Origin of the sequence: Desulfuromonas sp. KJ2020, from assembly GCF_024197615.1 — a bacterium.
GTDB lineage: Bacteria > Desulfobacterota > Desulfuromonadia > Desulfuromonadales > SZUA-540 > SZUA-540.
In genome coordinates, this window is the sequence record NZ_JAKUKE010000001.1 from 368114 (window position 1) to 390571 (window position 22458).

Below are 22458 nucleotides of genomic sequence, written 5' to 3' on the forward strand. Positions count from 1 at the left end.
ATCAGATGTCCTCTTTTTTGAGGGCTTGAAGGTTGGTCAGCTGGGTGCGGCTGGTGACCAGAGATTTGTGCGCCCCCTCGTGGTCAGGAGCAAAGGCGAGAATCTGCTCCCAGGTTCCGATCGCCTCTTCGAGCAGGCCGTTCCGGTAGGCGTTCATCCCCTGGACCATCAGTTGCTCGGCGCAGAAGTCCCGCTTTCGGGCCAGCTCCTCGCCAGACACTTCTCCGCCGGTGACGGTCGCCTCGTTCTCTTTAACGACAGTCAGCAGATAAGCGAAGGCGGCACCGGCTTCGGCATAATGCTGCGCCGCCAGCATCTGCTCCCCCTGCCGGTAAGCGCCCGGCAGCGCCCGCCGAAGAAGCTCGGCGCTGTTCCCCTTGCCGTTATCAGCAAGGCTCAGGGCGGCCAGGTAGTCTCCCTGGGACAAAAGCTTCTGCTGCTTCTGCACCAGACTGCCATCCCGGTTCGCTTCCGGCGCGGGGAGGTTTAAGGAGGGAGGGGAGGATGATGCAGGCGTGTGGGGGGCACAGGAAGAGGTCAGAAGGTTCAAAGCGCCCAGCAGGGCAAACAGACAGATCGTTTTCAGGGGAAACCTCATAAGCCATCTCCCATAAAGGATGGACGCCGACCCGCGTCAAATTCCGGCAGAATCTTGATGAACAGGTCGGTCAATTCGGGGGAAAACTGGGTGCCGCGGCACTTCAGGATTTCCCGCACGGCCGCGTCGCGGGAGCGCCCGGACCGGTAGGGCCGTGAAGAGATCATGGCATCAAAGCTGTCGGCCAGGGCGACAATCTGGGCGTGCAGATGGATCTGGCTCCCTTTCAGGCCGGCAGGATAGCCGCTACCGTCATAAAACTCATGGTGCTGCAGGACAGCCGGAATATAACGGTGCAACGAATCGGCCAGCCCGAGGATCTCGGCGCCATAACTCGGATGGCAGCGAATGAGCTTCGCCTCCTGTTCATCCAGGGCTCCCTGCTTGTTCAGGACCTCGTCGGGGATGCGGATCTTGCCGACGTCGTGCAGAAAACAGGCCATTTCCAGCTCTTTAAGCTCTTCCGACGACAATCCCATTTTTTCCCCGAGCAGAAGAGAGAGCCCGGCCACCCGGGAAGAATGGCCGTAGGTATACTGATCCCGCGCATCAATGGCAGCGGCCAGAATCCGCACGGTATCGCTGTAGGACGACTCCAGGTTCTCGGCATATTTCTGCAGACGTTCCTTTTGCCCCTGGATCACTCCCGCCATTTCGTTGAATCGGCGGGTCAGCTCCCCCAGTTCGTCCCGGCTACGTGGGACGAGAGTCACCCGGTAATCCCCCTGTTTGATCCGATTGACCCCCGTTGCCAGTCGCTGAATGGGACCAGTGACGAGGCGCGACAGCAGAATGGCGCCGACCACACCCCCCAGCAGGGCCGCCACGCTGACCCAGGCGATCTGCCGGCGGGCGCTGCCGCGGCTGGCTTCCAGATTGGCGGCATCGATGCCGAGAAAAACCTGGCCGACATGACGGCCGGCAAAATGGACACCGCTGGAAAACTCATAGCCGGCCACCTCGTCACGCACAACCCGGCGAACCGTACCAATCGGACTCTGCTCCAGCAGCGTGCCTGAGACCGGGGCGTACGTCTGACCGGCCTTGGACAGGTCATTGTGAGCCAGAATTTTCCCTTCGGTGTCGACAATCGCCAGGTAGAGAATGTCCTGCTGCGATTCCTTGATCTTGGCGGCCAGATTGTCGAGGGCCAGACGGTCTCCCGACAGGATGCTGAAGCCGGCGGGCGTGGTGGCGCTCAGGGCGATGGACTGCCCGCGCTTGACCATTTCCGCCACCAGAAAACGATCGAGGATGTCGGTGACCAGAAACGCCGACGCGGCGGTGATAACGGCAATGAGCAATAAAACGAACAGGGCCAGCTTGGCCCCGATACTGCGAAAAAAAAGGGATACTACCAGCTTCTTCATTTCCCCCCTCCAGCGGGTAAGGGGTGATATTAGCGTAACTTTTTGTTTCTGGCAAACCGAAACAACAACCGAAACGACGGCCGGCTGAAAGAATCGGGAATCACAGGCAAAGCTTCTGGTGTGTCTGGAATCCCTCAGGAGGGAATAAGGCTTTTGTCTGAACCGGAAGCCAGTGAGGTGGCCAGGAAGGGGAGACACTGTTCTTGCGGAAGGGGACGACCGAAGAGAAAACCCTGGCCCTGGTGGCAGCCATAATCCAGGAGAAATTCCAGCTGCTCCCGGGTTTCTATCCCTTCGGCAATGACCTCAAGATTCATACTGCGGGCCAGGGCAACAATGGAAGCGGCGATGGAGGCGTCGTTGGCGTCGTTGGTGATATCCCGCACGAAACCCTGGTCGATCTTGAGCTTGGAAATGGGAAACAGTTTGAGATAGGCCAGCGAAGAATACCCTGTACCGAAGTCGTCGATGGCCAGATGCACCCCGCGCACCTTAAGGTCGGTCAGGGTCATGATAACCTCGCCGAAATCCTCCATGATGATGCTTTCGGTAATTTCCAGTTCCAGCCACTGGGGATCGAGACCGGTTTCCTCCAGAACCCGATCGATCATGTCCACCAGGTCGGCCTGACGAAACTGTCTGGCTGAGATGTTTACCGACATACGCACGGGGGGAAAGCCCTGTTCCTGCCAGGCCCTGTTCTGCAGGCAGGCCGTCTTCAGCACCCATTCACCGATAGGCAGAATGATCCCGGTTTCCTCCGCCAGGGGGATAAACTCGCCGGGAGAGACGAGTCCCCGCTGCGGGTGCTGCCAACGTAGGAGGGCTTCCATACCGACCAGTTCGCCGCTGTTAAGATCGATCTGTGGCTGGTAGTGCAACACCAGCTGATCGTTGTCCAGGGCTTTGCGCAGGCTGCCTTCGAGGGCCAACAGCTCGTGGGCACGGGCATTCATATCCGGCGTGAAGAACTGACAGGTATTGCGCCCCTTGTCCTTGGCCCGGTACATGGCCACATCGGCGAATTTCATCAGTTCTTCGGGACTTTCCGTATCGATGGGGAAGAGGCTGACGCCGATGCTGGCCGTCACGAAAAGCTCCTGCTCGTCAAGATGCACCGGTTGCGTCAGTACACCCAGTATTTTCTGGGCGACAGCCCCCACGTAGGTGGAATCCTGGATATCCTCCAGGATAATGACAAACTCGTCGCCGCCCAGTCGCGCTACCGTATCCGAGGCCCGCACCCAGTAACGGATGCGTTTGGCAACCTCGGTCAGCACCCTGTCTCCCATTTCATGCCCGAGGGTGTCGTTGATTACCTTGAAGCGGTCTAGATCGATGAAGAGGAGGCCGACCATGAGATTCTGCCGCCGGGCCTTGCTCATGGCATGCTGCAGGCGATCCTGAAAAAGCAGGCGATTGGGGAGGTCGGTCAGGGGATCGTGGTGGGCCAGATGGTGCAGGCGTTGCTCGTTCTCGTTCAGCCTGGCCTCGATCTGCAGCCGGTCGGTAATATCGCGCGACACCTCGATGATCCCCGTGAGGGTGCCGTTCGCATCCCACATAGGGGAGGCCTCCAGCTCATAGATACGGCGCTCGCCGGGGCCACTGACATGCTGATGAATGACCGTGACCGGCTGCCCTGTTTGTTTAACCTGCTCCAGGGGGCAGGGGTGATCCGAGCCCTGACATGGCACATCACTGCCGTGGGAGACCTGATGGCAGCACAGACTGGCCATTTGTTGTAGATCCGAACGCAGATGCTGCCGCGCCGCTTGATTCATCATGACGATGCGATAATCAGGGGCGATTACCATGATAGGATCGACCACGCCATCGACGACGGCCTGGAGGAAAGCCCGCTCGGCGGCGACGGCATCCTTGGCCTGACGCTGTTCGGTGACATCGATGGCGATCTCGAGGCGCACCAGACGGCCGTCCGGCCAGGTGATGGCGCGATCGATGCACTGGTACCAGCGCTGGGTCACCGTGTTCTGGAATTCCCATTTCACTGGGGGCTGGATTTCGCCGTTCACCACCAGTTGATCGTTGGTGCAGAACGCACAGGGTCCGGCCATGTCTTTCTGCAGCACTTGGTAACATTTGCGCCCCGGCCAGTTTTGTCCCCACAACGATTCACCGCTCTGGTTGATATACAGTAGATCGTAGGTTTCCAGATCAGCCACATAGACGACGGCATCCAGGGCATCGAAGATTGCTGTGACCTGATCGAATTGACTCTTGAGCGCCTGCTCGGCCTCCTTGCTTTCGGTGATGTCGCGAACAGAAAAGACGACGCCTTGGACGATGCCGCCATCATCGCGCAGCGGCGACAAGGAAATCTGGCCGAAAAACACGACACCCGACCGGCGCAGCAGGCGAATTTCCAGAACAGCCTCCGACTCACCCTGCAACAGGCGGTCCACAGTCGCCGGAATATCCTCGCCCAGGGGCTCAGGGAACAGTTGAAAAACCGGATTACCCAGAATTTCATCAGGCGAATAACCGAAAAGCTCCTGAGCACCGCGGTTCCAGGAGGTGACCAGGTTGTCGGAATCTGTCGTAAAAACCGCTTCACGCACCTGTTCCAGCAGCTGGGCCTGTTCGCGCAGAAGGGCTTCGACCTGCTTGCGCTCGGCAACTTCCATCCTCAGTTCGCGGTTGCTATCTTTGAGCTCGGCGGTCTTTCTCTTGACCTGAAAGCGCCCCCACAAGGAGGAGGCCAATAGCAGAACCACCAGCAAGGCAATCAGAATCATGGCCTTGGGCAACCAGGTGGGCAGGTGTCTTTCCGAGTGCTGGCCAAGCCAATTCTCCAGACTGCGATAGTACAGCGAGGTCGGATTCTGCTTCAGACGGGCCAGATGGGTATCGATCTTGCCAAGCAGTTGGGCATCGGCCCCCAGACGGGTAGCAAAGAGAATTTCGAAAGGACTCACCAGAATGGAGGTTTTGCGAATCGGCAGACTGTATTCATAGGGCAGGGCATAGATACGATTGACCAGACCGGCATCCGCCTCACCGCGGGTGACCGCGGCCAGCACCTGATCCGGGCCGTTCAGTTCCAGATAATCGATCTGCAGCTTGAAAGCCTCGGCCAATTGACGCAGGCCGTTATCGCCGACATAAAAGACACTGTCCTTCATGACCGCCACGGTTTTGCCGTCCAGGTCGATAATGGACTGAATGGAGGAGGTCGAAGAAGAAACAAATACCTGCCCCCAGTCGGATACCACCGCCTCCCGGGAGAAGGCCAGACGCTTAGTACGTTCCCGGGTGATGGCGATAGCGGGGAGCAGGTCGATCTCCCCTTTCTCCAGGCGAGACAGGCATTCGGCCCAGGTTCCCCGCACGAATTCAAGCTGCCAGCCTTCCTGCCTGGCGACATGCTGCAGCAATTCGGGGAAAATCCCCTGTACGGAGTCCGGAGACTTTTGGTCGGAGAGAACGATAAGGGGCGGAATGGAGTAGATGCCCGTGCGCACGACCCGGGCTTCGGCCTGACAAAGCCCGAAGAAGAGCAAAGAAAGTCCGACAAGGAATATGAGGCGCAACGTTTTGATAATCACGGACCCCAAAATCGCAGTGAGAAAGGGTTGGCGCCGGCACCGGGGACAACTTCCGGCGGCGTTCAAAAGAGTAGCACAGACCTTTCGCGCAATAAAAGCCTTCTTTTCGCCTTTATTGCAGGGTAAAATCCTTCTGGACCGCCCAGGAAGTCACACATCAGGATCCGGCACTTGATTTTATACCCCCGCTCCCTCTATGCTCCCAGCAAAGGATTTATCTCAGTCCGTCGAAGGAGTCCCGTCCATGTGCGAGATCTTGAACCAGTTCGCCAGTGACAATTACGCCGGTATCTGTCCCGAAGCCTGGGAGGCCATGGCAGCGGTCAACCAGGGCTTCGCCAATGCCTACGGCAACGACCCCTGGACCGAAAAAGCCTGCAATCTGCTGCGGGAATTTTTCGAAACCGACTGCGAGGTCTTCTTCGTCTTCAACGGCACGGCCGCCAACTCCCTGTCGCTGGCCTCCCTCTGCCAGAGCTATCACAGCATCATCTGCCAGGAGCTCGCTCACATCGAGACCGATGAATGCGGCGCCATCGAGTTTTTTTCCAATGGCACCAAGGTCCTGCTGGTGGCTGGGCAAAACGGCAAGGTCGACCTGGGGGAAGTGGAAAGAACGGTAACCCGTCGGGCCGATATTCACTATCCCAAGCCGCGGGTATTGAGCCTGACCCAGGCGACGGAAGTCGGCACCGTCTACTCGGCAGCGGAGATGGTGGCTGCAGGCGAAACGGCCCGGCGGCTGAACCTGCACCTGCAGGTAGACGGCGCCCGTTTCGCCAACGCCCTGGCCTTCTTGCAGGTTCCCGCCAAGGAGCTTACCTGGAAAGCAGGCGTCGACGTGCTGACCTTCGGCGGCACCAAGAACGGCATGGCCATGGGCGAGGCGGTGATTTTTTTCAATCGCGACCTGGCCCGCGAATTCGATTACCGCTGCAAACAGGCGGGACAGCTGGCCTCCAAGATGCGCTTTCTGGCCGCGCCCTGGATCGGCATGCTCAAAGACGGCGCCCTGTTGCGCCACGCCAACCACGCCAACCGCTGCGCCCGCAGCCTGGCCGCGCGTCTTCGGGAAATACCCGGAGTCGACATCATGCACCCGGTGCAGGCCAACGCCGTTTTCGTGCAGATGCCGGAATCCCTTATTGAGGCTCTGCACCACAAAGGCTGGATCTTTTACACCTTCATCGGTTCAGGGCACGCCCGCTTCATGTGTTCCTGGAAGACCACGGAACAGGACATCGACCGGCTCGTCGCGGATATTCACCGCCTGGCCCAGTCAGGCTGAAATCATTTCTCTCCCTGGGACTTTTTGACCTCTGCCAGATAGCTGTAGAGGTTCCGGCACTTTTTCAGACGAAAAAGGTAGACCTTCTTCTCTACCGAATCGCTTTTTTCAATGTCCCCCATGACCCGGTCGCAGGCGGCGGTCAGACTGTCCAGTTCTGAGACCGTCAGCCCTTCCGCCACAGCGGTCTGGCTGCAAAGCCGGTCGAAATCTTCTTTCCAGGGTTCGGCCTGCACCAGGCTCGCCGTCAGCAGCAGCCCAACCAGAACCCCGCATCCCCATCGTTTCATAAGCACCTTCATCCTTTATTAGCGGGAAATGCGCGGATGGCACCCCTTGCAATCGTCCAGAGGGAAAGCCACCCGCAGGTGACAGACCCCGCAAAATTTGCCTTCGAGTATATATTCCATGGAAAAATGCTGGGTCGTCTTCTTTTTAACGTTGAAGATGTCCGGGTGGCAGTTGGCGCAATCGAGCCAGGGCGTGTGCTTGGCATGGGGAAAGTACGCCGGTGGCACATAGGTCCATTCGGCCTGCAGCTCCAGCTCGCGGTCGAAATCCATCGGTTTTTCGTCCGCATGGAAGAGACTGTAGGCCGGCCTGATGAGCCCATCTTCCAGGGCATAGCCCCAGTGAATTTTGTTGCCGAAAGGCGCCGACGGCAGGGGCCGCCTGAAAGCTTCGAATTTCTCCGCATCCGTCGAACCGTAACCGGAGTGACACCGTTCACAGTTGCCTTCCGTATGACCGAACGCCCGCACGCCGTCATGACAGGAGCCGCAGTAGAGACCATTGCGATTTTCGGCCTCGGTAATCTCCGTTTTGTTGGTGGCAAAAGCAAAATCGAGCTCAAAATGACAGACGCGGCAGCTGAATCGGGCCCGATGACTCCAGTGGGGGAAGAGCACCGGCTTGACCTTGTTTTCCACCGAAATCCGGCTGATCAAAACATTGCCGTACTCGTGGGGCGCCGGCAGCGGGGGAAAATCCCAGTACTTACCCGCCGCCATTCCTGTTTCCGCCCACAGAAGCCCCAGAACGCACCACCCCAGTATCCCGAGCCATCGTAACCTTATCGTTCCCATACGCTATTTCATCCCTCAGGTCTGTGGCGCGGGCGGCCCGGCGGCCCGCCCGCATCGGATCAATGCACCGGCTGGGTATGGCAGCGCTGGCAGTCGATATTGGGGAAGGCCACCGTATCGTGGCAGACTCCGCAGTATTTGCCGTTGAAGATGTCCTGCATACTGTAGGTCTGGGTGCTCTTCTTGACGGGGAATATCTCGGGATGACAGAGTTCGCAGCCGTTCCACACCACGTGCTTCTGGTGAGACAGGATGATATTGGGCATATTCGGCTCCGTGGGGGTCAGATCGAATTTATCCGGCTCTTTGATCTTGGCCCGGGAGATGGAGACCCCCTCTAGGTAGTCCTTGACCGTGACCAGCCCCTCGTCTTCGGCCTTGAGCCAGTCGATGCCATTGCCGAACCGCTCTTTGGGCATCTTTTTGCGAAAATCGTAGAAGTTGTTCTTGAACAGCACGTTCTTGCCGTAGGAATGGCAGCGATCACAGTTTTTTTCCGCCTTGGCAACGGAAAAAGCTTCCTGACCATTGTGACAGGCACCGCAGTAGAGACCGTTGATATTGTCCGTTTCAGTCATCTGTGTCCCTTCGGCGGTCATGGCGAAGCCAATATCCACATGACAGAGACGGCAGGTGTACCTGGCCCGATGCACCCAGTGGGGAAAAACGACGGGCGCGATGTTCTTCTGTTCGGAGTAGTTGTTCATAACGACAGAGCCGTATTCATGCAGCTTGGGGCGTTTCTGCTTCATGCCAAAGGTTTCCGCCCCCGCCGCCCCGGCCAGCACCACGAGCAACAGCCACACCATTAATCCGACAATCCTCTTGTTCATTCATTGGCCTCCTGCGATAATCACATCTGTTGAAAAGACAACGAAAGCCCTTATCGGGCTTTCATTACAATTCTTAAATATTACCATTTTTTTTATTTATGTCAGGGGCGGCTGAAAAATAGCGGACCCAACCCCTGACAGAAACCTCTTTTATTGCCACACACGGAGATAAGGAATATCCATGACCAACCGACCCACCACGATTTCTCTCAAGGATTACACCCCCCCGGCCTTTCTGGTCGATAACACCGACCTGCATTTCGAGCTGGCCGAATCACAGACTCTGGTCACCGCGACCCTGCGTCTACGCCGCAACCCGGCCAGTGTCGACCCCGCCGCCCCGCTGGTCCTGCACGGCCGGGAACTGAAACTGCGGGAAATCAGCCTGGACGGGCAGCCCATGCCGTCGACCGCCTATGCCCTCGACACGGAAACGCTGACCCTGGCCGAGGTGCCCGACGCCTTCACCCTGCGCACTGTCACCGAAATCAACCCGCAGGCGAACACCTCGCTGGAAGGACTCTATCTGTCCAGCGGCAACTTCTGCACCCAGTGCGAGGCCCAGGGCTTTCGCAAGATCACCTACTATCCCGACCGTCCCGACGTCATGGCGCCTTTCACCGTCACCCTCGTCGCCGACCGCGTCAAATACCCGGTGCTGCTGTCCAATGGCAATCTACTGGAGAAAGGTGAGCTGGTTGACGGCCGCCACTTCGCCCGCTGGCAGGATCCCTACAAGAAGCCGTCCTACCTTTTTGCTCTGGTCGCCGGCCAGCTGGTCAAAATCGAGGACCGCTTCACGACCCGCTCCGGCCGTGTGGTCACCCTGCAGATCTTCGTGGAGCCGCGCAACGCCGACAAGTGCGAACACGCCATGCGTTCTCTGCAGAAAGCCATGGCCTGGGACGAGGCGGCCTTCGGACTGGAATACGATCTGGACATCTACATGATCGTGGCGGTGGACGACTTCAATATGGGCGCCATGGAGAACAAGGGGCTCAACGTCTTCAACTCCAAGTACGTGCTGGCCCGACCCGATACCGCCACCGATGCCGACTATCAGGGTATCGAGGGGGTCATCGGCCACGAATACTTCCACAACTGGACCGGCAACCGCATCACCTGCCGCGACTGGTTTCAGCTCAGCCTCAAGGAAGGGCTTACCGTCTTTCGCGACCAGGAGTTCTCCGCCGACATGACCTCGCGACCCGTCAAGCGCATTGAGGAGGTGCGCCTGCTGCGCCAGGCCCAGTTTCCTGAGGACGCCGGTCCCATGGCCCACCCTGTACGGCCCGAATCCTATGTGGAGATCAACAATTTCTACACGGCCACGGTCTATAACAAAGGCGCCGAGGTCATCCGCATGATCCAGACCCTGCTTGGCCGTGAAGGCTTCCGCCAGGGGATGGACCTCTACATCGCCCGTCACGATGGTCAGGCCGTGACGACCGAGGATTTTCTGGCGGCCATGGCCGACGCCAACGGCGCCGACCTCGACCAGTTCCGCTACTGGTACAGCCAGGCCGGTACCCCGGAGATCCAGGTCACGACGGCGTTCGACCCGGCCGGCGGCGTCTACACCCTGCACTGCCGCCAGTCCTGTCCACCGACGCCGGGGCAGGAGAGCAAGCGGCCCTTTCATATCCCCCTGGCCCTGGGTCTGCTCGACCGCCAGGGCAACGATCTCCCCCTGCAGCTCGAAGGGGAGGCAGCCCCCCACGAAGCCGGCACCCGGGTACTCAGCCTGCGGCAGGAAGAGGAGAGCTTCCGCTTTGTCGGGCTCACGGAAGAGCCCGTCCCCTCGCTGCTACGGGACTTTTCGGCGCCGGTCAAACTGCAGATCGACCTGGCCGACGCCGACCTCGCCTTTCTCATGGCCCGGGATGCGGACCCCTTCAACCGCTGGGAAGCCGGTCAGCAGCTGGCCACGCGGGTGCTGCTTGACCTGGTCGAGGATCTCCGCCAGGGACGCACGTCGGAAGAAGCCAGCGTTTTCAGCGAAGCCTTCGGCCTCACCCTGCAGGATCGCGAGGCCGATCCTGCCCTGCTTGCCCTTGCCCTGACCTTGCCGAGTGAAACCTACCTGGCCGAACAGATGACCGTGGTCGATCCGGCGGCTATCCATACCGCCCGTCAGACCCTGCGCCAAAGCCTGGCCAGGCGTTGGCAGGCAGAACTGCGCCACACCTATGAACACCTGGATGAAACCGGGCCTTACAGCATCGAGCCCGCGGCGGTGGGGCGACGCAGCCTCAAAAACGTCTGCCTCGCCTATCTCATGGCCCTGGAGGAGGATGCGGCGGTCCAGCTGTGCTTGCGGCAGTTCGGGCAGGGGGACAACATGACCGACGTCATTGCCGCCCTCGGCGCCCTGTCTCACAGCCGCCGTCCCGAACGGCAGGCGGCGCTGGCCGCCTTCTACACCAAGTGGAGCCAGGATCCCCTCGTCGTCGACAAATGGCTGAGCCTGCAGGCCACCGCCGACCACCCCGACACCCTGGAGCAGGTGCGCACGCTCATGGCCCATCCCGCTTTCAGCCTGCGCAACCCGAACAAGGTGCGCTCCCTCATCGGCGCTTTCTGTCACGGCAACCCGGCCGCTTTCCACCGGGAAGACGGCAGCGGCTACCGCTTTGCCGCCGAGCAGGTACTGGCTCTGGATCCTCTCAATCCCCAGGTCGCCGCCCGGCTGGCCGCCGCCCTTATCCGCTGGCGAAAGTTTGACGACGGCCGCCAGCAGCAGATGAAAGAACAGCTGCAGCGCCTGCTCGATGCCCCCAGGCTCTCCCGCGACGTCTATGAAATCGTCAGCAAGAGCCTGTCGTAAGACAGCGTTTAAAAACGCTTTTAAAAAAGGATGGTCTCCATGGATAGAATCGTCATTATCGGTTGCGGCGATATCGGTCGCCGCGTCGCCCGCCGGGCCTTGGCTCAGGGGCAACAGGTACACGGCCTGGTGCGGGAAGAGGAAAAAGGCCAGGCCCTGGCCGCAGCAGGGATTGCCCCCCTCGTCGGCCACCTCGACGACCCCGAATCGCTCACCGGGCTGCCGCTGGCCGGCGCCGGCCTCTTTTACTTTGCGCCGCCGCCGGGGGGCGGCTTCAGCGATCCGCGGGTACGGAACTTTCTGGCCGCCATCGCGCCGGGGCAGGGACCAGCCAAAATCGTCTACATCAGCACCAGCGGCGTCTACGGCGACTGCGGCGACAAACTGGTGACGGAAGAGACGCCGCCCAACCCGCAGACCTCGCGGGCCAGGCGCCGCCTCGACGCTGAAAACGCCTTCCTCGCCTGGGGAAAAGAGCATCGGGTTCCTGTGGTCATCCTGCGTGTCACCGGCATCTACGGCCCGGGGCGTCTCCCTGTCGCCCGCCTGACGGAGGGGCACCCCCTGCTGCGGGAAGAGGAGTGCAAACCGACCAACCGTATCCACGCTGAAGATCTGGCCCGCGTCTGTCTGGCCGCCATGGACAAGGGCGAGGCTGGCGACATCTTCAACGTCTGCGACGGCCAGGGCGGTACCATGACCCAATACTTTCTGGCCGTGGCCGATCTTCTCAGCCTGCCTCAGCCGAAGCAGATCCCCATGGCGGAAGCCCGTCAGGTCATGGCGCCCTTGATGATCTCCTACCTCAGCGAATCCCGGCGCATGGACAACCGCAAGATGCTGGAGAAGCTTGAGATCCGGCTCGATTATCCGACTCTTGCCGAAGGGCTGCAAGCCTGCCTCGATGAGAATTGAGCTGCCATGCCCCGCTGCCGCTTCTCCCTCCATATCGACCGCCAGCAGTTTCTGCGCTACTACCAGGGGCAGGTTCAACAGATTCTGGTGACCACGGAGGAAGGCCCGCGGGTGCAGTTTCCGGCCGCGCATCTGCGGCCCTTTTTGAGCGAACGGGGGATTCAGGGACGTTTTGCCCTGTATTATGACGAAGGCGGCAAGTTCGTGCGCCTGGAGAGGATAGCCTGATGGGAAACCCGACCGGCTCCGATGGAGACGATGAGCTGATCTGCTATTGCTTTCGCCACAGCCGCGGCGATATCCGCGAGGATGTGCGCCGACACGGCCACTCCACCATCCTCACCGCCGTTCGGCAGGCCCACCGGGAAGGACGCTGCCGCTGCGACACTCTGCATCCGCAGGGGCGTTGATGTCTCGGCGATATTCGCCAGGTGGCGGAGGAGGAAAACAAGGAGAGATAAAAGAGAACGGGGGAGATGGTTACCCATCTCCCCCGCTTTGTGCATGGTTCCGACTGTCTCGATTTACTGAGCCGTTTCCGTGGTTTCATGGGTGGAAGGATCACGCAGCTGGATACGATCACGGGTGCTGTCCTTGTCCGCGATACCGTCGCCGGTCTGCTCAGCCGCACCCGTTTTGTTCTCATAGCGATACTGGTTCTGATGCTGGTAACGATTCTGTGACTGAGACTTGGTCATGGAACCGGCGCCGTTCATCGAACCGGCCTGCGAGCGTGAAGCCCCCTGGCCTCCCTGACCCCCTTTAGCCAGTGCGGCGCCAGGACCGGCCACGGCAACACACACCACCAAACCACCAATGAGCATTACTTTTTTCGCATTCATCATTTACCTCCCTCTTTCCTTCGTTAATGTTTTTATGCGGATGAGATCATCCGTGGAATTGTCAATTTAGACGGTGCCGACCCTCCAAGGTTTACCTGTTGAGGAAAAAAAGTTTTTACGTCCTCCCGCTCGGCAGGTCATTTTCACGACTTGCCCCCATCCCCCAATACCTGTTATAGATGAAACCTTTCCCAACACCCCTTTCCCGTTAGGTTTTGACGCTTTCAGGAGCCCACTATGTCCTTTGATCCCTCCCAGTGGACACGCTGCGCGTTCGAGAACGTGCCTATTTACGTCCGTGGCGACCAACCCTGCTGGTTCGTGCCCAATCGCGCCGGCGACGAACTTTTGCAGCGCTGGCAGCGGGGAGAAGCCCCCCCCAGCTCGCTAGAGGCTGAACGGTTTCGGCAGAGGCTGCCGGACCATCAAGACGCTGGCTACGTCGGCCGTGGCGCCATCCTTAAGACCGAACATTTGCGGGAACTGTGGTTTCACCTGACCAACCGCTGCAACCTGGCCTGCCGCCATTGTCTGTTCGCCTCCGGACCAGAGGCGGCCGACGAACTTTCCCTGGAGGACGTGACACAGCTGGCCGCCGAGGCGGTGGATCTCGGCTGCCGGGTCTTTGCCCTCACCGGCGGCGAGCCTCTTAGCCACCCCCACTTCAGCGCCATCGTCCGTGACCTGCTGGCCTACCGGGACACCCAGGTCGTCGTGCTGACCAACGGCCTGCAGCTATCCAGCCACCTGGAGACCGCCGACTGGGATCTCTCCCGTTTTCATCTGCAGGTCAGCGTCGACGGTCTGGAAGAGCGACACGACCGCCTCCGGGGCAAGGGGACCTTTGCCGCCCTCGGCGCCGAGCTAGCGTGGCTGAAAGCCCGGAAACTCCCCTTCACCCTCTCCATGTGCGTCGAGCGCGAGAATGTCGCCGATATGCCGGCGCTCATCGATTATGCCGCCGACGTCGGCGCCGCCACCGTCCATTTTCTCTGGTACTTCGTGCGCGGCCGCGCCGGGGCTGAAGGCTTAGTCCCCCCGAGCGAACTCTTCCATCATCTGCGCCTCGCCTCCGAGCGCGCCAAAGCCCGCGGCCTCCGCATCGACAACCTGGAGGCGCTGCGCACCCAGGCCTTCGCCCCCGTCGGCACCTTCCACGACGGCAGCAACAGCGGCTGGGAATCCGTCGCCGTCGGCCCCGACCGCCGCCTTTATCCCTCGGCCGCCACCGTCGGCCTGAAAGAGCTGGCCACCGATCTTTCCCAAGGTTTGGCGACGGCCTGGCGCCAGGGCGAATCTCTGCGACAGCTGCGAGAGGCCACGGCGGCCACACTCCCCTCCCCCTGGCGATTTTTTACGGGCGGGGGCGATGCCGATCACAGCTTTCTCCGTGGCGGATGCTTTGCAGGAGATGACCCCTATGTGCCGCTGTACGAGAACATCCTGCTTTGGCTTATCGCCTCAGAGGCCGAGCCCAGCCGCGACGATGACAGACCGAGCCTACGCCTGAAGATGGGGGATGTGCTGGAGAGCTGCGGAGCCCATGGTGCTGTCGCCCTCACCCACGCCAACTGCCTGCTGTCCCTGGCCAATCACGACAGCCGCCGCGTCGTCAAAGACTTTTACGCCGCGGCGGTGGGTGACAGCAAAACGGAGATTCTTAATCCCGTCTGTTATGACAAGGACCTTATCGCCCACATCCCGGCCGAGTTCCGCTTTCGTGGCTACGGCTGCGGCAGCCCGGTGCTGGACGCCGGCCTGCAACCAGGGGAGACGGTGGTCGATCTCGGCTGCGGCGGCGGGGTTGAATGCTTTATCGCAGCCCGCCTGGTCGGCGCGACAGGCCGGGTCATAGGGGTCGACATGCTCGAACCCATGCTCGCACTGGCCCAAAAAGGAGCGCGGGGCGTCCGGGTCAACCTCGGCTACGACAACCTGACCTTTGAAAAAGGCTATCTGGAAGAACTGCCTCTGGCTGAAAATAGTGCCGACGTCATCCTCTCCAACTGCGTCCTGAACCTCTCCAGTCACAAGCGGCGGACCTTTGCCGGCATCGTCCGCGCCCTGAAACCCGGCGGCCGTCTCGTCGTGGCCGATGTGGTGTGCGACCGCGAGCCCGGCGGCGCTATCCGCAACGACACCACCCTGCACGGCGAATGCATCGGCGGCGCCCTCAGCCAGCAAGATCTGGTCGGGTTGCTGGAAGAAGCTGGCTTCGCCCACATTCGCCTGATCAAACGCTTCCCCTATCGCACCGTGCAGGGGCACCCTTTCTTCTCCTTGACCTTCGAGGCCCGCAAACCTGCGGCCGCTGCCACGGTGCGGGCCATGTACCGCGGCCCCTTCGCCAGCGTCATCACCAGCAGCGGCCAGACCCTCACCGTCGGTACAGAGATGGAGATTGCCGCCAGCGAGGCAGCCCAGCTGGGCGAGCAGCTATTCGTCTTCGACACCCAGGGGGCTGTCAGCAACCTTGATCTCGGGGCCGGCTGCGGCTGCGCTCTGCCGCCGGAAACCCGGACCGATCAAACGGGGGTTCAGCTTTCGGCGCCGCGCACGATGAAATATGGCAGCGGCTGCATGGTCTGCGGCGCTCCCCTCGACTACTTTCCGCAGGAGCGCCCCGCCACCTGCACCTATTGCGGCCAGAGTTTTGCCGCCAACGCCAGCTGCACACACGGTCATTTCGTCTGCGACGGCTGCCATTCACAGGACGCCCTGCAGGTCATTGAGCAGATTTGCCTGGAGAGCCGCGAAACGGATCTGCTCGCCCTCTTCGACCGCATCCGTCGGCACCCGGCCATTCCCACCCACGGCCCCGAACACCATGCCTTGGTGCCGGCTGTCATCCTCACTACCTTTGGCAATCTCGGCGGGCCTATCTCCCCTGACCAGATCCGGGCCGGCATCCAGCGTGGCAGCAGGGTCCTTGGCGGCAGTTGCGCCTTCCTCGGCACCTGCGGCGCCGCCACCGGGGTCGGCGTCGCCTTCAGCCTTCTGCTTGAGGCCAATCCCCTCAAGGGAACACAGCGTCAGCAGGTTCAGCAGCTGACCCAGGAGGTGCTCGCCCGCATCGCGGCTCTGAAAGCGCCTCGCTGCTGCCGGCGCGACGGCTGGGTCGCCCTGCGAGCCGCAGCCGAGCTGTCGGCGCCGCTGCTGTCCATCCCACTGCGGGCCGAGGCCGTCATCGGCTGCCGCCAGCAGGCCGACAATCGCGAATGCATCGGTCAAAACTGTCCCCTTCATGCAAACCATCGGCAAGTTCCCCGCCAGGCCCATCCCGACTGAAGGCCAGGAGTCCATTCGTAAAAATGAAACGAGGCCGCCCCCCAAAAGGAGACGGCCTCGTTTTTTCGCGCTTCAGTCCATTATTTCCCGCAGCCGCCACACCCCCCGCAACCCGTGCAGGAGTGGATTTCCTGCTGGCAGCGCGGGCAGCTGCGCCAACCGGGATCACTCAGGGTACAGCCGCACTGGGGACAGCTGCCGGTTTGGGCGGCATGAGCTTTGGCTTTTTTTCCGGCGATTTTCCACATAAGGACCTCCTACAGGACGATCTGGGCCAGGGTGCCGCCGACCAGAAAGGCAAACACCCAGGCACCGGCCCAGATGGACAGGGCTTCTCGCACGCCGCGCTCCTTGAACAGGATCATGAGGCTGGCGATGCAGGGAACAAAGAGGGTAATCACTACCAGGGAAACGACCACCTGCCAGGGGGACAGGGCCAACTCGGTCAAGCCGGCGGCGCCGAAATCGCGGCGCACCATGCCCATGACGAAGGCGGTAGCCGCCTCTTTCGGCAGGGACAGCCAACCCTCGGTGAGGGGGGCGAGCAGCTCCTGCCAGGCTCGCAGACCGCCAGAAATCTGCAGCACGGAGACGCCGAGGGAACCGGCGATGAACCAGACGTAGGCCTCCTTCATGAAGAAGTAGCTGCGCATCAGGGTCTTGCGCAGGACGTTGCCGGGACGCGGCAGCCGCATGGGCGGCAGGTCGATGAGCAGCGGCGAGCTCTTGCCCGGGATGGCCCGGTTGAGCACGGTGCCGAGCACGGCCAGGCAGAGAAAGATGGTCAGCGTATAGACCAGGGTCAGCTTCAGTCCCACCGCCGCCAGCATACCGACGATGACGCCGATCTGGGCGCTGCAGGGGATGACGAAGTTGAGGATGGCTGTGGCGATGGTGCGCTCGCGCTGGGAGCCGAGGATGCGGGTGGTGATGGTACCCAGCTGCACGCAGCCGAAGCCGAGGATGACAGGAATCACCGCGCGGCCGTTGAGACCGATGGCGTTCATGGCTCGGTCGACCACCGTCGCCAGACGGGGAAGATAGCCCGAATCCTCCAGGATGGAGAGCGCGATATAAAAACCGATCACCAAGGGGAGCAGCAGCCCGAGGAGATAGGTCACCGTCATGGTCAGCACGCCGAACTCACCGATGAGCAGCTGGCCCAGCACGGAGCTCTCCGCCACCCAATTGCCGACGAGACCGCGCACCCACGGCTCATAGAGACCCTGCATAAGGGTTTCTTCGGTGAGTCCGACGACATCGCCGGCCACCCAGACCCCCACCAGCACATAGCAGCCATAGAGCACGGCCAGCAGAATGGGGATGCCCGTCAAAGGATCGAGACAGAGACGACCGATCCGGCTGCGCAGGCGCCCCGCCTTTTCCGGCCGGGTCACGGCCCGCTCCACCACCTCGTTGGTGCGCTGACGGCGCCACAGATAGATGCGCTCACGCTCCGCCAAGGGTGCTACCCCGTGCCGGGCGGCCACCACCTCGTCCCCTTCCAGCACCAGCAGCGCTTCAGGGCGCGAATCGATGCGGTCGAGCAGCTGCAAGGTCGCGGCCTCCACTTCCGGCAGGCAGCGGCCGGGTCGCGCCATGGCGAGGGCGGCATAGGCCTCTTTGAGCCCCTGCCCCTTGACGGCGGCGGTGCGGATGACCGGTACCCCCAACTCCTCCTCCAGAGCAGGGACATCGATGTCGATACCGAGGGCGGCGGCTTCGTCGCAGAAATTGAGGGCGACGATCATCGGCAGCCCCATATCGATAATCTGCTGGGTCAGAAAGAGATCCCGCTCCAGATGGGTGGCATCGACCACGTTGACCACCACATCGGCCCCCAGGATGACATCCCGGGCTACCCGCTCCTCATCGTTGAAAGAGGAGACGCCGTAGACGCCAGGGGTATCCATGAGCACGTCGTCCCCCACCCGACCGCTGGTGATTTCCACCGTGGTGCCGGGGAAGTTGGAGACGTCGACATACATGCCGCTCCAGCTGCCGAAAAAGATCGATTTACCGACATTCGGATTGCCGGCCAGAACGATCCGCCTCTTACCTTCCAGCTCCTCGCCGGCCACCTTGCAACAACTCTGTGACATCACCTGCATCTCACTTTCTCTGCTGAATTCCGTGGCGCCCTTAACGAGCCACCCTGATCTGTTTGGCCACCTCACGCCCCAGGGCGATTTCCTGACCACCGTAGCGCAGCACCACCGGCCCCGCCCACAAGCGGGTATCGCAGACGACCCGGCACCCCGCCGTGATCCCGAAGCGCAGCAGCTGCACCCGCAGCTGCTCATCGGGGATATTTGCCACCGTCGCCGCCTGCCCACGCTTTAATTCACTGAGACACATCATGGAGCTCCTTTTTTGTGAAATTGAAAACGGTTTTCAGGTTAATGAGAAACCAGCCCCTTGTCAACAGGAAAATGAAAACCGTTTTCGTTTTTTGTTTTCAGGGGGAAAGGGACGCTGGACACGGGTTCCGTCAAAAGCCGCAGGGCATTGACGCTAAAAGGCTCTTTAGCCTCAGGCCGGCCACAGGTGTGTCGCCCAGACCACAGTTAACGGCCGACTCAGGGTCAGGGAAGGACGGTCGACTCTCCACCTAACCGCCTGAAACCTCAAGCCCACATCAAAAAGTTACGAAAAAACAGGCCTGTCTGGCACAGCACTTGCTCTTGAATCGTTTCGCCGACGGTGACCACACCGGTTCCGTTCTGCAAACCCCGACCCAAGAGGCGAAACATGGCTCCCATCATTTCCCGCATGACCGGCGTTTTTTTCTTCGGTGTACTGGCGCTCCTGCTGTCGCTGGTACCCGTTTCAGCCGTGTCTGCCGAAGACTATGACATCCCTCTGGCTGAAGGTTTTCCCGGCCTCTACCTCGAGACCAAAGGGAATCTGACGGGGCTGAGCTACGCGGCCGATTCCAACGTTACCTCCTTTTTTGGCGCCAGCTTCCAGCTTGAGGACTCCATCACGGAGGAAGGGACCTTCATCCCCGACGGCAGCTCCCTGTATCTGGAAGAAAAACAGAATTATTTCCTGGGAGCAGCCATCGACTGCTGCATCGGCCAGGATGCCCGCCTGACCCTCAATTATCAGTGGAATCCCAAAAACGTCCCCGGCTTTATGGACGGCGTCAATGACGGCGTCGACACCCTGGACGAGAGCTACCACATTTCTTTCGGTCTGAGCATGGCTTTCTGACCCGGATCAATACCCCTCCAAACAGAAAAGGCCGGCTCATTGCCGGCCTTTTCTGTTTTTATCCCCTGCCACTTTTACTCAGCGACGCCTGATGGCATCGACGGGACAGACGCCTTCGCAGGTGCCGCAGTCGATGCACTGGTGCATGTCAACCTGGTATTTTCCATTGATGGGATGAATCGCCTGCATGGGGCACACCTCCGCACAGGCCCCGCAACCGATGCAATCTTCTGTTATCCGATGATGTCCCACGGGGAAATCCTTCCTGCCAACAGGCGGGCGCGCCGCCAATACCGTTTTTACCCTGAGTGTTTCAGCAGACCGGGTAGTGTCCCAGCGCCAGCTTGTTACAAAGACTGGCGATGTCGTCCAGTTCGGCCTGCAGAATCTTCGCCGCTGGTTTCGACACTTCAGCCACCCCGCACCCGGCCGCCAGAATGAGCTGCAGTGCGGCCATTTTCGGGTCGTTGATCGGCGCGCCGATGCGGCTAACCAGGTATACGGCCGCTTCCCGGATGCCGTCCACCTCTTCCACCAGGCGGCGGGCCACCCGATGGGCCAGCACGTTGTAGATCTTGCCGACATGGCTGACCGGATTCTTGCCGGCCACCGCTTCGGTGCCCAGAGGGCGTCCGACGGAAATGAGGCCGTTGACACGGTTTCCCCGCCCCACCTGTCCCGAGTCGGCATCCTCCGCCGAGGTTCCCAGCAGACTCAGATAGGTGCCCTGCTGCCCCTGCCCCGCCTGATCGAGGGCATTGAAATAGAGGTGAACAGCCATTTCATGGGTCAGCGTCGAGACAAAACGGTCGAGTTCGGCGCCGATCTCTTCCTTGCGCCGGAAGTAGTCTTTTTCGGAAGCAACATAAGGGGCCAGCATCGGCATGGCCACCGTCAGATCCAGCTCTTCGCCGCGGCGAACCGCCATGATCTTGACATCTTCGCCGGTATCGGGAAAGTCTTGCTTGAAATCGTGCCCATTGAGGTGATGCTCCAGCCCAAGGACCAGCCGCTCGGTACGGCTCAGGGGATAAAAGCCCACGGCCGCCGAGGTGTCGTTGGCCGCCAGCACCTCCCCCGGACGGCTGAAGATGCCCGTCAACTCAGCGGAGCCGGGGGCCAGGACCACCCGGCAGCGCAGGTGACGATCGACCTCGACAGCGGGCAGATGCTCGCGAAACCACTGGCGAGCCGCCTCCGTGGCAATCTCTTTGACGGGGATCTTGTCGCCGCCGTAGGCCAGGGTGGCACGGTCACCGATATAGAGATCCATGGGCCGTTGCACACGCCCGCCGCCGAACCACTTGCGGGTACGCCCGGCGACCAGCAGGCCCTTGTCCACATTATGGTGGAGGATGACGCCGAAGCGCTCCCGATAGGCTTGGCACAGAGCCACGGAGACGGCGTCCATGGCGGCGTCGCAGATGGAATCGGGATGCCCCAGACCCTTGCGCTCGACGATTTCCATCGGACGCCGCTCCATGGGGGCAACAGGCAGCTCTTCGACAACCAGGCGCACAGGATCCTCCCGCTTTCAATCCGACCAAGGGGACGCTACACTTCTGTTTACTGTAGCCCTGGCAGCAGGCTTGTCAACCGACGGGACGGTGGCAGCAGGATTGCCATCTCCCCCTCATTCTGTCATGATCGGGCAAGAAACAGGAGGTGCGGTGCAGAACGACAGCGCATACGAGCAGACGGCGTCAAAAGGATCCGAACAGCCCGAGTGGCTTCGTATCCTTCCGGAGGAGCCCGCCCTGACCTGGGGACGGATGCGCCAATGGGCCCTGGTCCTCTCAGCCCGCCGCATCCCCCACCGTCGGCAGAAAACGGAAAAAGGGTGGCACCTGCTGGCACCTCCCAGTTATCTGGCCTTGGCGGAAAAAGAAATCGCCCTTTTTGAGCAGGAAAACCGCAACTGGCCGCCGCCCGCCGAACCTCCCGTCCTGGCCGACAACAACCTGGTCACGCTTTCCGTCCTGGGTGTCCTGGCCATCTTCTACAATGTGACCCTGATGGATATCCTGGCGTTCGGCCACGCGCCCGTCGACTGGATCGCGCTCGGCAACGCCGATGCCGACAAGATTCTGAACGGCCAGTGGTGGCGGACCGTTACCGCCCTCACCCTCCATGCCGACGCTCTGCACCTGCTGGGGAATATCGGCATCGGCGGCTTTTTCCTCGTCCTCGTCTGCCGCCAGCTTGGTTCCGGTCTCGGTTGGAGTCTGGTGCTGCTGAGCGGCACCGCCGGCAATCTGCTCAACGCCTGGATCTATCACAGCGATCATCGCTCTGTCGGGGCTTCGACGGCCCTCTTCGGCGCCGTCGGCCTGCTGGCGGGTATCCGCATGGTACAGAAGCGTCACCCCCTCTCCCGCGGATGGCTCTGGCCCCTGGCCGCCGCCCTGGCCCTGCTCGCTCTGCTCGGCGTCGGCGACGAGAACACCGACCTCGGCGCGCATCTCTTCGGCTTTGTGGCCGGCATCGTCCCCGGGCTGCTGGCCGGCCGTCGGCTCCGCCGTGCCGGCCATCCCTCGCCGCGGGTCAACGCTCTCCTCGCCCTCCTGGCCTTGCTGACGGTCGTGCTGGCCTGGGCTCTGGCCCTTCATCTTTCAGCCTGAGTCGCC

Annotated in this window: 20 protein-coding genes; 8 read left to right on the forward strand and 12 right to left on the reverse strand. The window is 61.1% G+C overall.

Annotated elements, in window-relative coordinates; translation table 11 throughout:
* Position 1 precedes the first annotated feature (1 nt).
* The 3 genes from MJO47_RS01650 to MJO47_RS01660 form a co-directional block, all read right to left on the reverse strand.
* Positions 2-598: a hypothetical protein gene (locus tag MJO47_RS01650; protein ID WP_253959383.1), complete on the reverse strand. Its 597-nt coding sequence runs from the start codon at positions 596-598 to the stop codon at positions 2-4.
* Positions 595-1968: an HD domain-containing phosphohydrolase gene (locus tag MJO47_RS01655; protein WP_253959384.1), complete on the reverse strand. Its 1374-nt coding sequence runs from the start codon at positions 1966-1968 to the stop codon at positions 595-597. Before MJO47_RS01655 ends, MJO47_RS01650 begins: the two co-directional genes overlap by 4 nt.
* A gap of 134 nt (positions 1969-2102) precedes the next feature.
* Positions 2103-5537: an EAL domain-containing protein gene (locus MJO47_RS01660; protein WP_253959385.1), complete on the reverse strand. Its 3435-nt coding sequence runs from the start codon at positions 5535-5537 to the stop codon at positions 2103-2105.
* A gap of 244 nt (positions 5538-5781) precedes the next feature.
* Here MJO47_RS01660 and MJO47_RS01665 point away from each other — a divergent pair, with 244 nt between their 5' ends.
* Positions 5782-6825 carry a low specificity L-threonine aldolase gene (locus tag MJO47_RS01665; RefSeq protein ID WP_253959386.1) on the forward strand — a complete coding sequence of 348 codons (1044 nt, stop codon included), beginning with the start codon at positions 5782-5784 and terminating at the stop codon, positions 6823-6825.
* A 2-nt stretch (positions 6826-6827) separates the two neighbouring features.
* Here MJO47_RS01665 and MJO47_RS01670 read toward each other — a convergent pair whose 3' ends face one another.
* The 3 genes from MJO47_RS01670 to MJO47_RS01680 all read right to left on the reverse strand — a co-directional run bounded on the left by MJO47_RS01670 (position 6828) and on the right by MJO47_RS01680 (position 8743).
* On the reverse strand, positions 6828-7115 hold the full coding sequence (locus MJO47_RS01670) for a hypothetical protein (RefSeq protein WP_253959387.1): 288 nt from the start codon (positions 7113-7115) through the stop codon (positions 6828-6830).
* An 18-nt stretch (positions 7116-7133) separates the two neighbouring features.
* On the reverse strand, positions 7134-7835 hold the full coding sequence (locus MJO47_RS01675; protein ID WP_253959388.1) for a c(7)-type cytochrome triheme domain-containing protein: 702 nt from the start codon (positions 7833-7835) through the stop codon (positions 7134-7136).
* 134 nt (positions 7836-7969) lie between these two features.
* A complete protein-coding gene (locus tag MJO47_RS01680; protein ID WP_253959389.1) occupies positions 7970-8743 on the reverse strand; it encodes a c(7)-type cytochrome triheme domain-containing protein in 774 nt (257 codons plus the stop codon).
* Between the two features lie 181 nt (positions 8744-8924).
* Here MJO47_RS01680 and pepN point away from each other — a divergent pair, with 181 nt between their 5' ends.
* From pepN to MJO47_RS01700, 4 genes are read left to right on the forward strand one after another with little or no spacing between them, the layout of a single operon-like run.
* Complete coding sequence (gene pepN / locus MJO47_RS01685) at positions 8925-11570, forward strand: aminopeptidase N (RefSeq protein ID WP_253959390.1); 2646 nt, start codon at positions 8925-8927, stop codon at positions 11568-11570.
* A gap of 39 nt (positions 11571-11609) precedes the next feature.
* Positions 11610-12485 carry an SDR family oxidoreductase gene (locus tag MJO47_RS01690; RefSeq protein ID WP_253959391.1) on the forward strand — a complete coding sequence of 292 codons (876 nt, stop codon included), beginning with the start codon at positions 11610-11612 and terminating at the stop codon, positions 12483-12485.
* Positions 12486-12491: 6 nt separating this feature from the next.
* Positions 12492-12713, forward strand: coding sequence for a DUF2835 domain-containing protein (locus tag MJO47_RS01695; protein ID WP_253959392.1), 222 nt, complete (start codon positions 12492-12494; stop codon positions 12711-12713).
* Positions 12713-12895: a (2Fe-2S)-binding protein gene (locus MJO47_RS01700; protein WP_253959393.1), complete on the forward strand. Its 183-nt coding sequence runs from the start codon at positions 12713-12715 to the stop codon at positions 12893-12895. The genes MJO47_RS01695 and MJO47_RS01700 overlap by 1 nt, the downstream gene beginning before the upstream one ends.
* 114 nt (positions 12896-13009) lie before the next feature.
* Here MJO47_RS01700 and MJO47_RS01705 read toward each other — a convergent pair whose 3' ends face one another.
* The gene (locus MJO47_RS01705) at positions 13010-13330 is read right to left on the reverse strand and encodes a hypothetical protein (protein WP_155877204.1); all 321 of its coding nucleotides are present in this window, start codon (positions 13328-13330) and stop codon (positions 13010-13012) included.
* A 234-nt stretch (positions 13331-13564) separates the two neighbouring features.
* Here MJO47_RS01705 and MJO47_RS01710 point away from each other — a divergent pair, with 234 nt between their 5' ends.
* Complete coding sequence (locus MJO47_RS01710; RefSeq protein ID WP_253959394.1) at positions 13565-16615, forward strand: DUF5714 domain-containing protein; 3051 nt, start codon at positions 13565-13567, stop codon at positions 16613-16615.
* Between the two features lie 80 nt (positions 16616-16695).
* Here the strand turns inward: MJO47_RS01710 and MJO47_RS01715 are convergent, their stop codons facing one another.
* Genes MJO47_RS01715 through MJO47_RS01725 form a run of 3 tightly spaced genes read right to left on the reverse strand, consistent with a single transcriptional unit; the run spans position 16696 to position 18976 of the window.
* On the reverse strand, positions 16696-16863 hold the full coding sequence (locus MJO47_RS01715) for a hypothetical protein (RefSeq protein WP_253959395.1): 168 nt from the start codon (positions 16861-16863) through the stop codon (positions 16696-16698).
* 9 nt (positions 16864-16872) lie between these two features.
* Positions 16873-18717: a ferrous iron transport protein B gene (feoB, locus tag MJO47_RS01720; protein ID WP_253959396.1), complete on the reverse strand. Its 1845-nt coding sequence runs from the start codon at positions 18715-18717 to the stop codon at positions 16873-16875.
* A 40-nt stretch (positions 18718-18757) separates the two neighbouring features.
* Positions 18758-18976: a FeoA family protein gene (locus tag MJO47_RS01725; protein WP_253959397.1), complete on the reverse strand. Its 219-nt coding sequence runs from the start codon at positions 18974-18976 to the stop codon at positions 18758-18760.
* Between the two features lie 390 nt (positions 18977-19366).
* On the opposite strand from MJO47_RS01725, the gene MJO47_RS01730 reads away from it, so the two are divergent.
* The gene (locus MJO47_RS01730; RefSeq protein WP_253959398.1) at positions 19367-19831 is read left to right on the forward strand and encodes a hypothetical protein; all 465 of its coding nucleotides are present in this window, start codon (positions 19367-19369) and stop codon (positions 19829-19831) included.
* A 78-nt stretch (positions 19832-19909) separates the two neighbouring features.
* Here MJO47_RS01730 and MJO47_RS15440 read toward each other — a convergent pair whose 3' ends face one another.
* Positions 19910-20083: a DUF362 domain-containing protein gene (locus MJO47_RS15440; RefSeq protein ID WP_371926610.1), complete on the reverse strand. Its 174-nt coding sequence runs from the start codon at positions 20081-20083 to the stop codon at positions 19910-19912.
* A 61-nt stretch (positions 20084-20144) separates the two neighbouring features.
* Positions 20145-21350 carry a methionine adenosyltransferase gene (locus MJO47_RS01745; RefSeq protein WP_371926611.1) on the reverse strand — a complete coding sequence of 402 codons (1206 nt, stop codon included), beginning with the start codon at positions 21348-21350 and terminating at the stop codon, positions 20145-20147.
* A gap of 151 nt (positions 21351-21501) precedes the next feature.
* On the opposite strand from MJO47_RS01745, the gene MJO47_RS15575 reads away from it, so the two are divergent.
* Positions 21502-22452: a rhomboid family intramembrane serine protease gene (locus MJO47_RS15575; protein WP_253959399.1), complete on the forward strand. Its 951-nt coding sequence runs from the start codon at positions 21502-21504 to the stop codon at positions 22450-22452.
* Positions 22453-22458 lie beyond the last annotated feature (6 nt).

What these genes read in the sequence shown, in the direction of transcription:
- MJO47_RS01675 (WP_253959388.1), bottom strand. Translation starts at nt 7,835, where the DNA reads ATGGCGGCGGGTAAGTACTGGGATTTTCCCCCGCTGCCGGCGCCCCAC.
- MJO47_RS01710 (WP_253959394.1), top strand. Translation starts at nt 13,565, where the DNA reads ATGTCCTTTGATCCCTCCCAGTGGACACGCTGCGCGTTCGAGAACGTG.
- MJO47_RS01690 (WP_253959391.1), top strand. Translation starts at nt 11,610, where the DNA reads ATGGATAGAATCGTCATTATCGGTTGCGGCGATATCGGTCGCCGCGTC.
- pepN (WP_253959390.1), top strand. Translation starts at nt 8,925, where the DNA reads ATGACCAACCGACCCACCACGATTTCTCTCAAGGATTACACCCCCCCG.
- MJO47_RS01650 (WP_253959383.1), bottom strand. Translation starts at nt 598, where the DNA reads ATGAGGTTTCCCCTGAAAACGATCTGTCTGTTTGCCCTGCTGGGCGCT.
- MJO47_RS01725 (WP_253959397.1), bottom strand. Translation starts at nt 18,976, where the DNA reads ATGATGTGTCTCAGTGAATTAAAGCGTGGGCAGGCGGCGACGGTGGCA.
- MJO47_RS01680 (WP_253959389.1), bottom strand. Translation starts at nt 8,743, where the DNA reads ATGAACAAGAGGATTGTCGGATTAATGGTGTGGCTGTTGCTCGTGGTG.
- MJO47_RS01700 (WP_253959393.1), top strand. Translation starts at nt 12,713, where the DNA reads ATGGGAAACCCGACCGGCTCCGATGGAGACGATGAGCTGATCTGCTAT.
- MJO47_RS01655 (WP_253959384.1), bottom strand. Translation starts at nt 1,968, where the DNA reads ATGAAGAAGCTGGTAGTATCCCTTTTTTTTCGCAGTATCGGGGCCAAG.
- MJO47_RS01730 (WP_253959398.1), top strand. Translation starts at nt 19,367, where the DNA reads ATGGCTCCCATCATTTCCCGCATGACCGGCGTTTTTTTCTTCGGTGTA.
- MJO47_RS01670 (WP_253959387.1), bottom strand. Translation starts at nt 7,115, where the DNA reads ATGAAACGATGGGGATGCGGGGTTCTGGTTGGGCTGCTGCTGACGGCG.
- MJO47_RS01665 (WP_253959386.1), top strand. Translation starts at nt 5,782, where the DNA reads ATGTGCGAGATCTTGAACCAGTTCGCCAGTGACAATTACGCCGGTATC.
- feoB (WP_253959396.1), bottom strand. Translation starts at nt 18,717, where the DNA reads ATGTCACAGAGTTGTTGCAAGGTGGCCGGCGAGGAGCTGGAAGGTAAG.
- MJO47_RS01715 (WP_253959395.1), bottom strand. Translation starts at nt 16,863, where the DNA reads ATGTGGAAAATCGCCGGAAAAAAAGCCAAAGCTCATGCCGCCCAAACC.
- MJO47_RS01705 (WP_155877204.1), bottom strand. Translation starts at nt 13,330, where the DNA reads ATGATGAATGCGAAAAAAGTAATGCTCATTGGTGGTTTGGTGGTGTGT.
- MJO47_RS01695 (WP_253959392.1), top strand. Translation starts at nt 12,492, where the DNA reads ATGCCCCGCTGCCGCTTCTCCCTCCATATCGACCGCCAGCAGTTTCTG.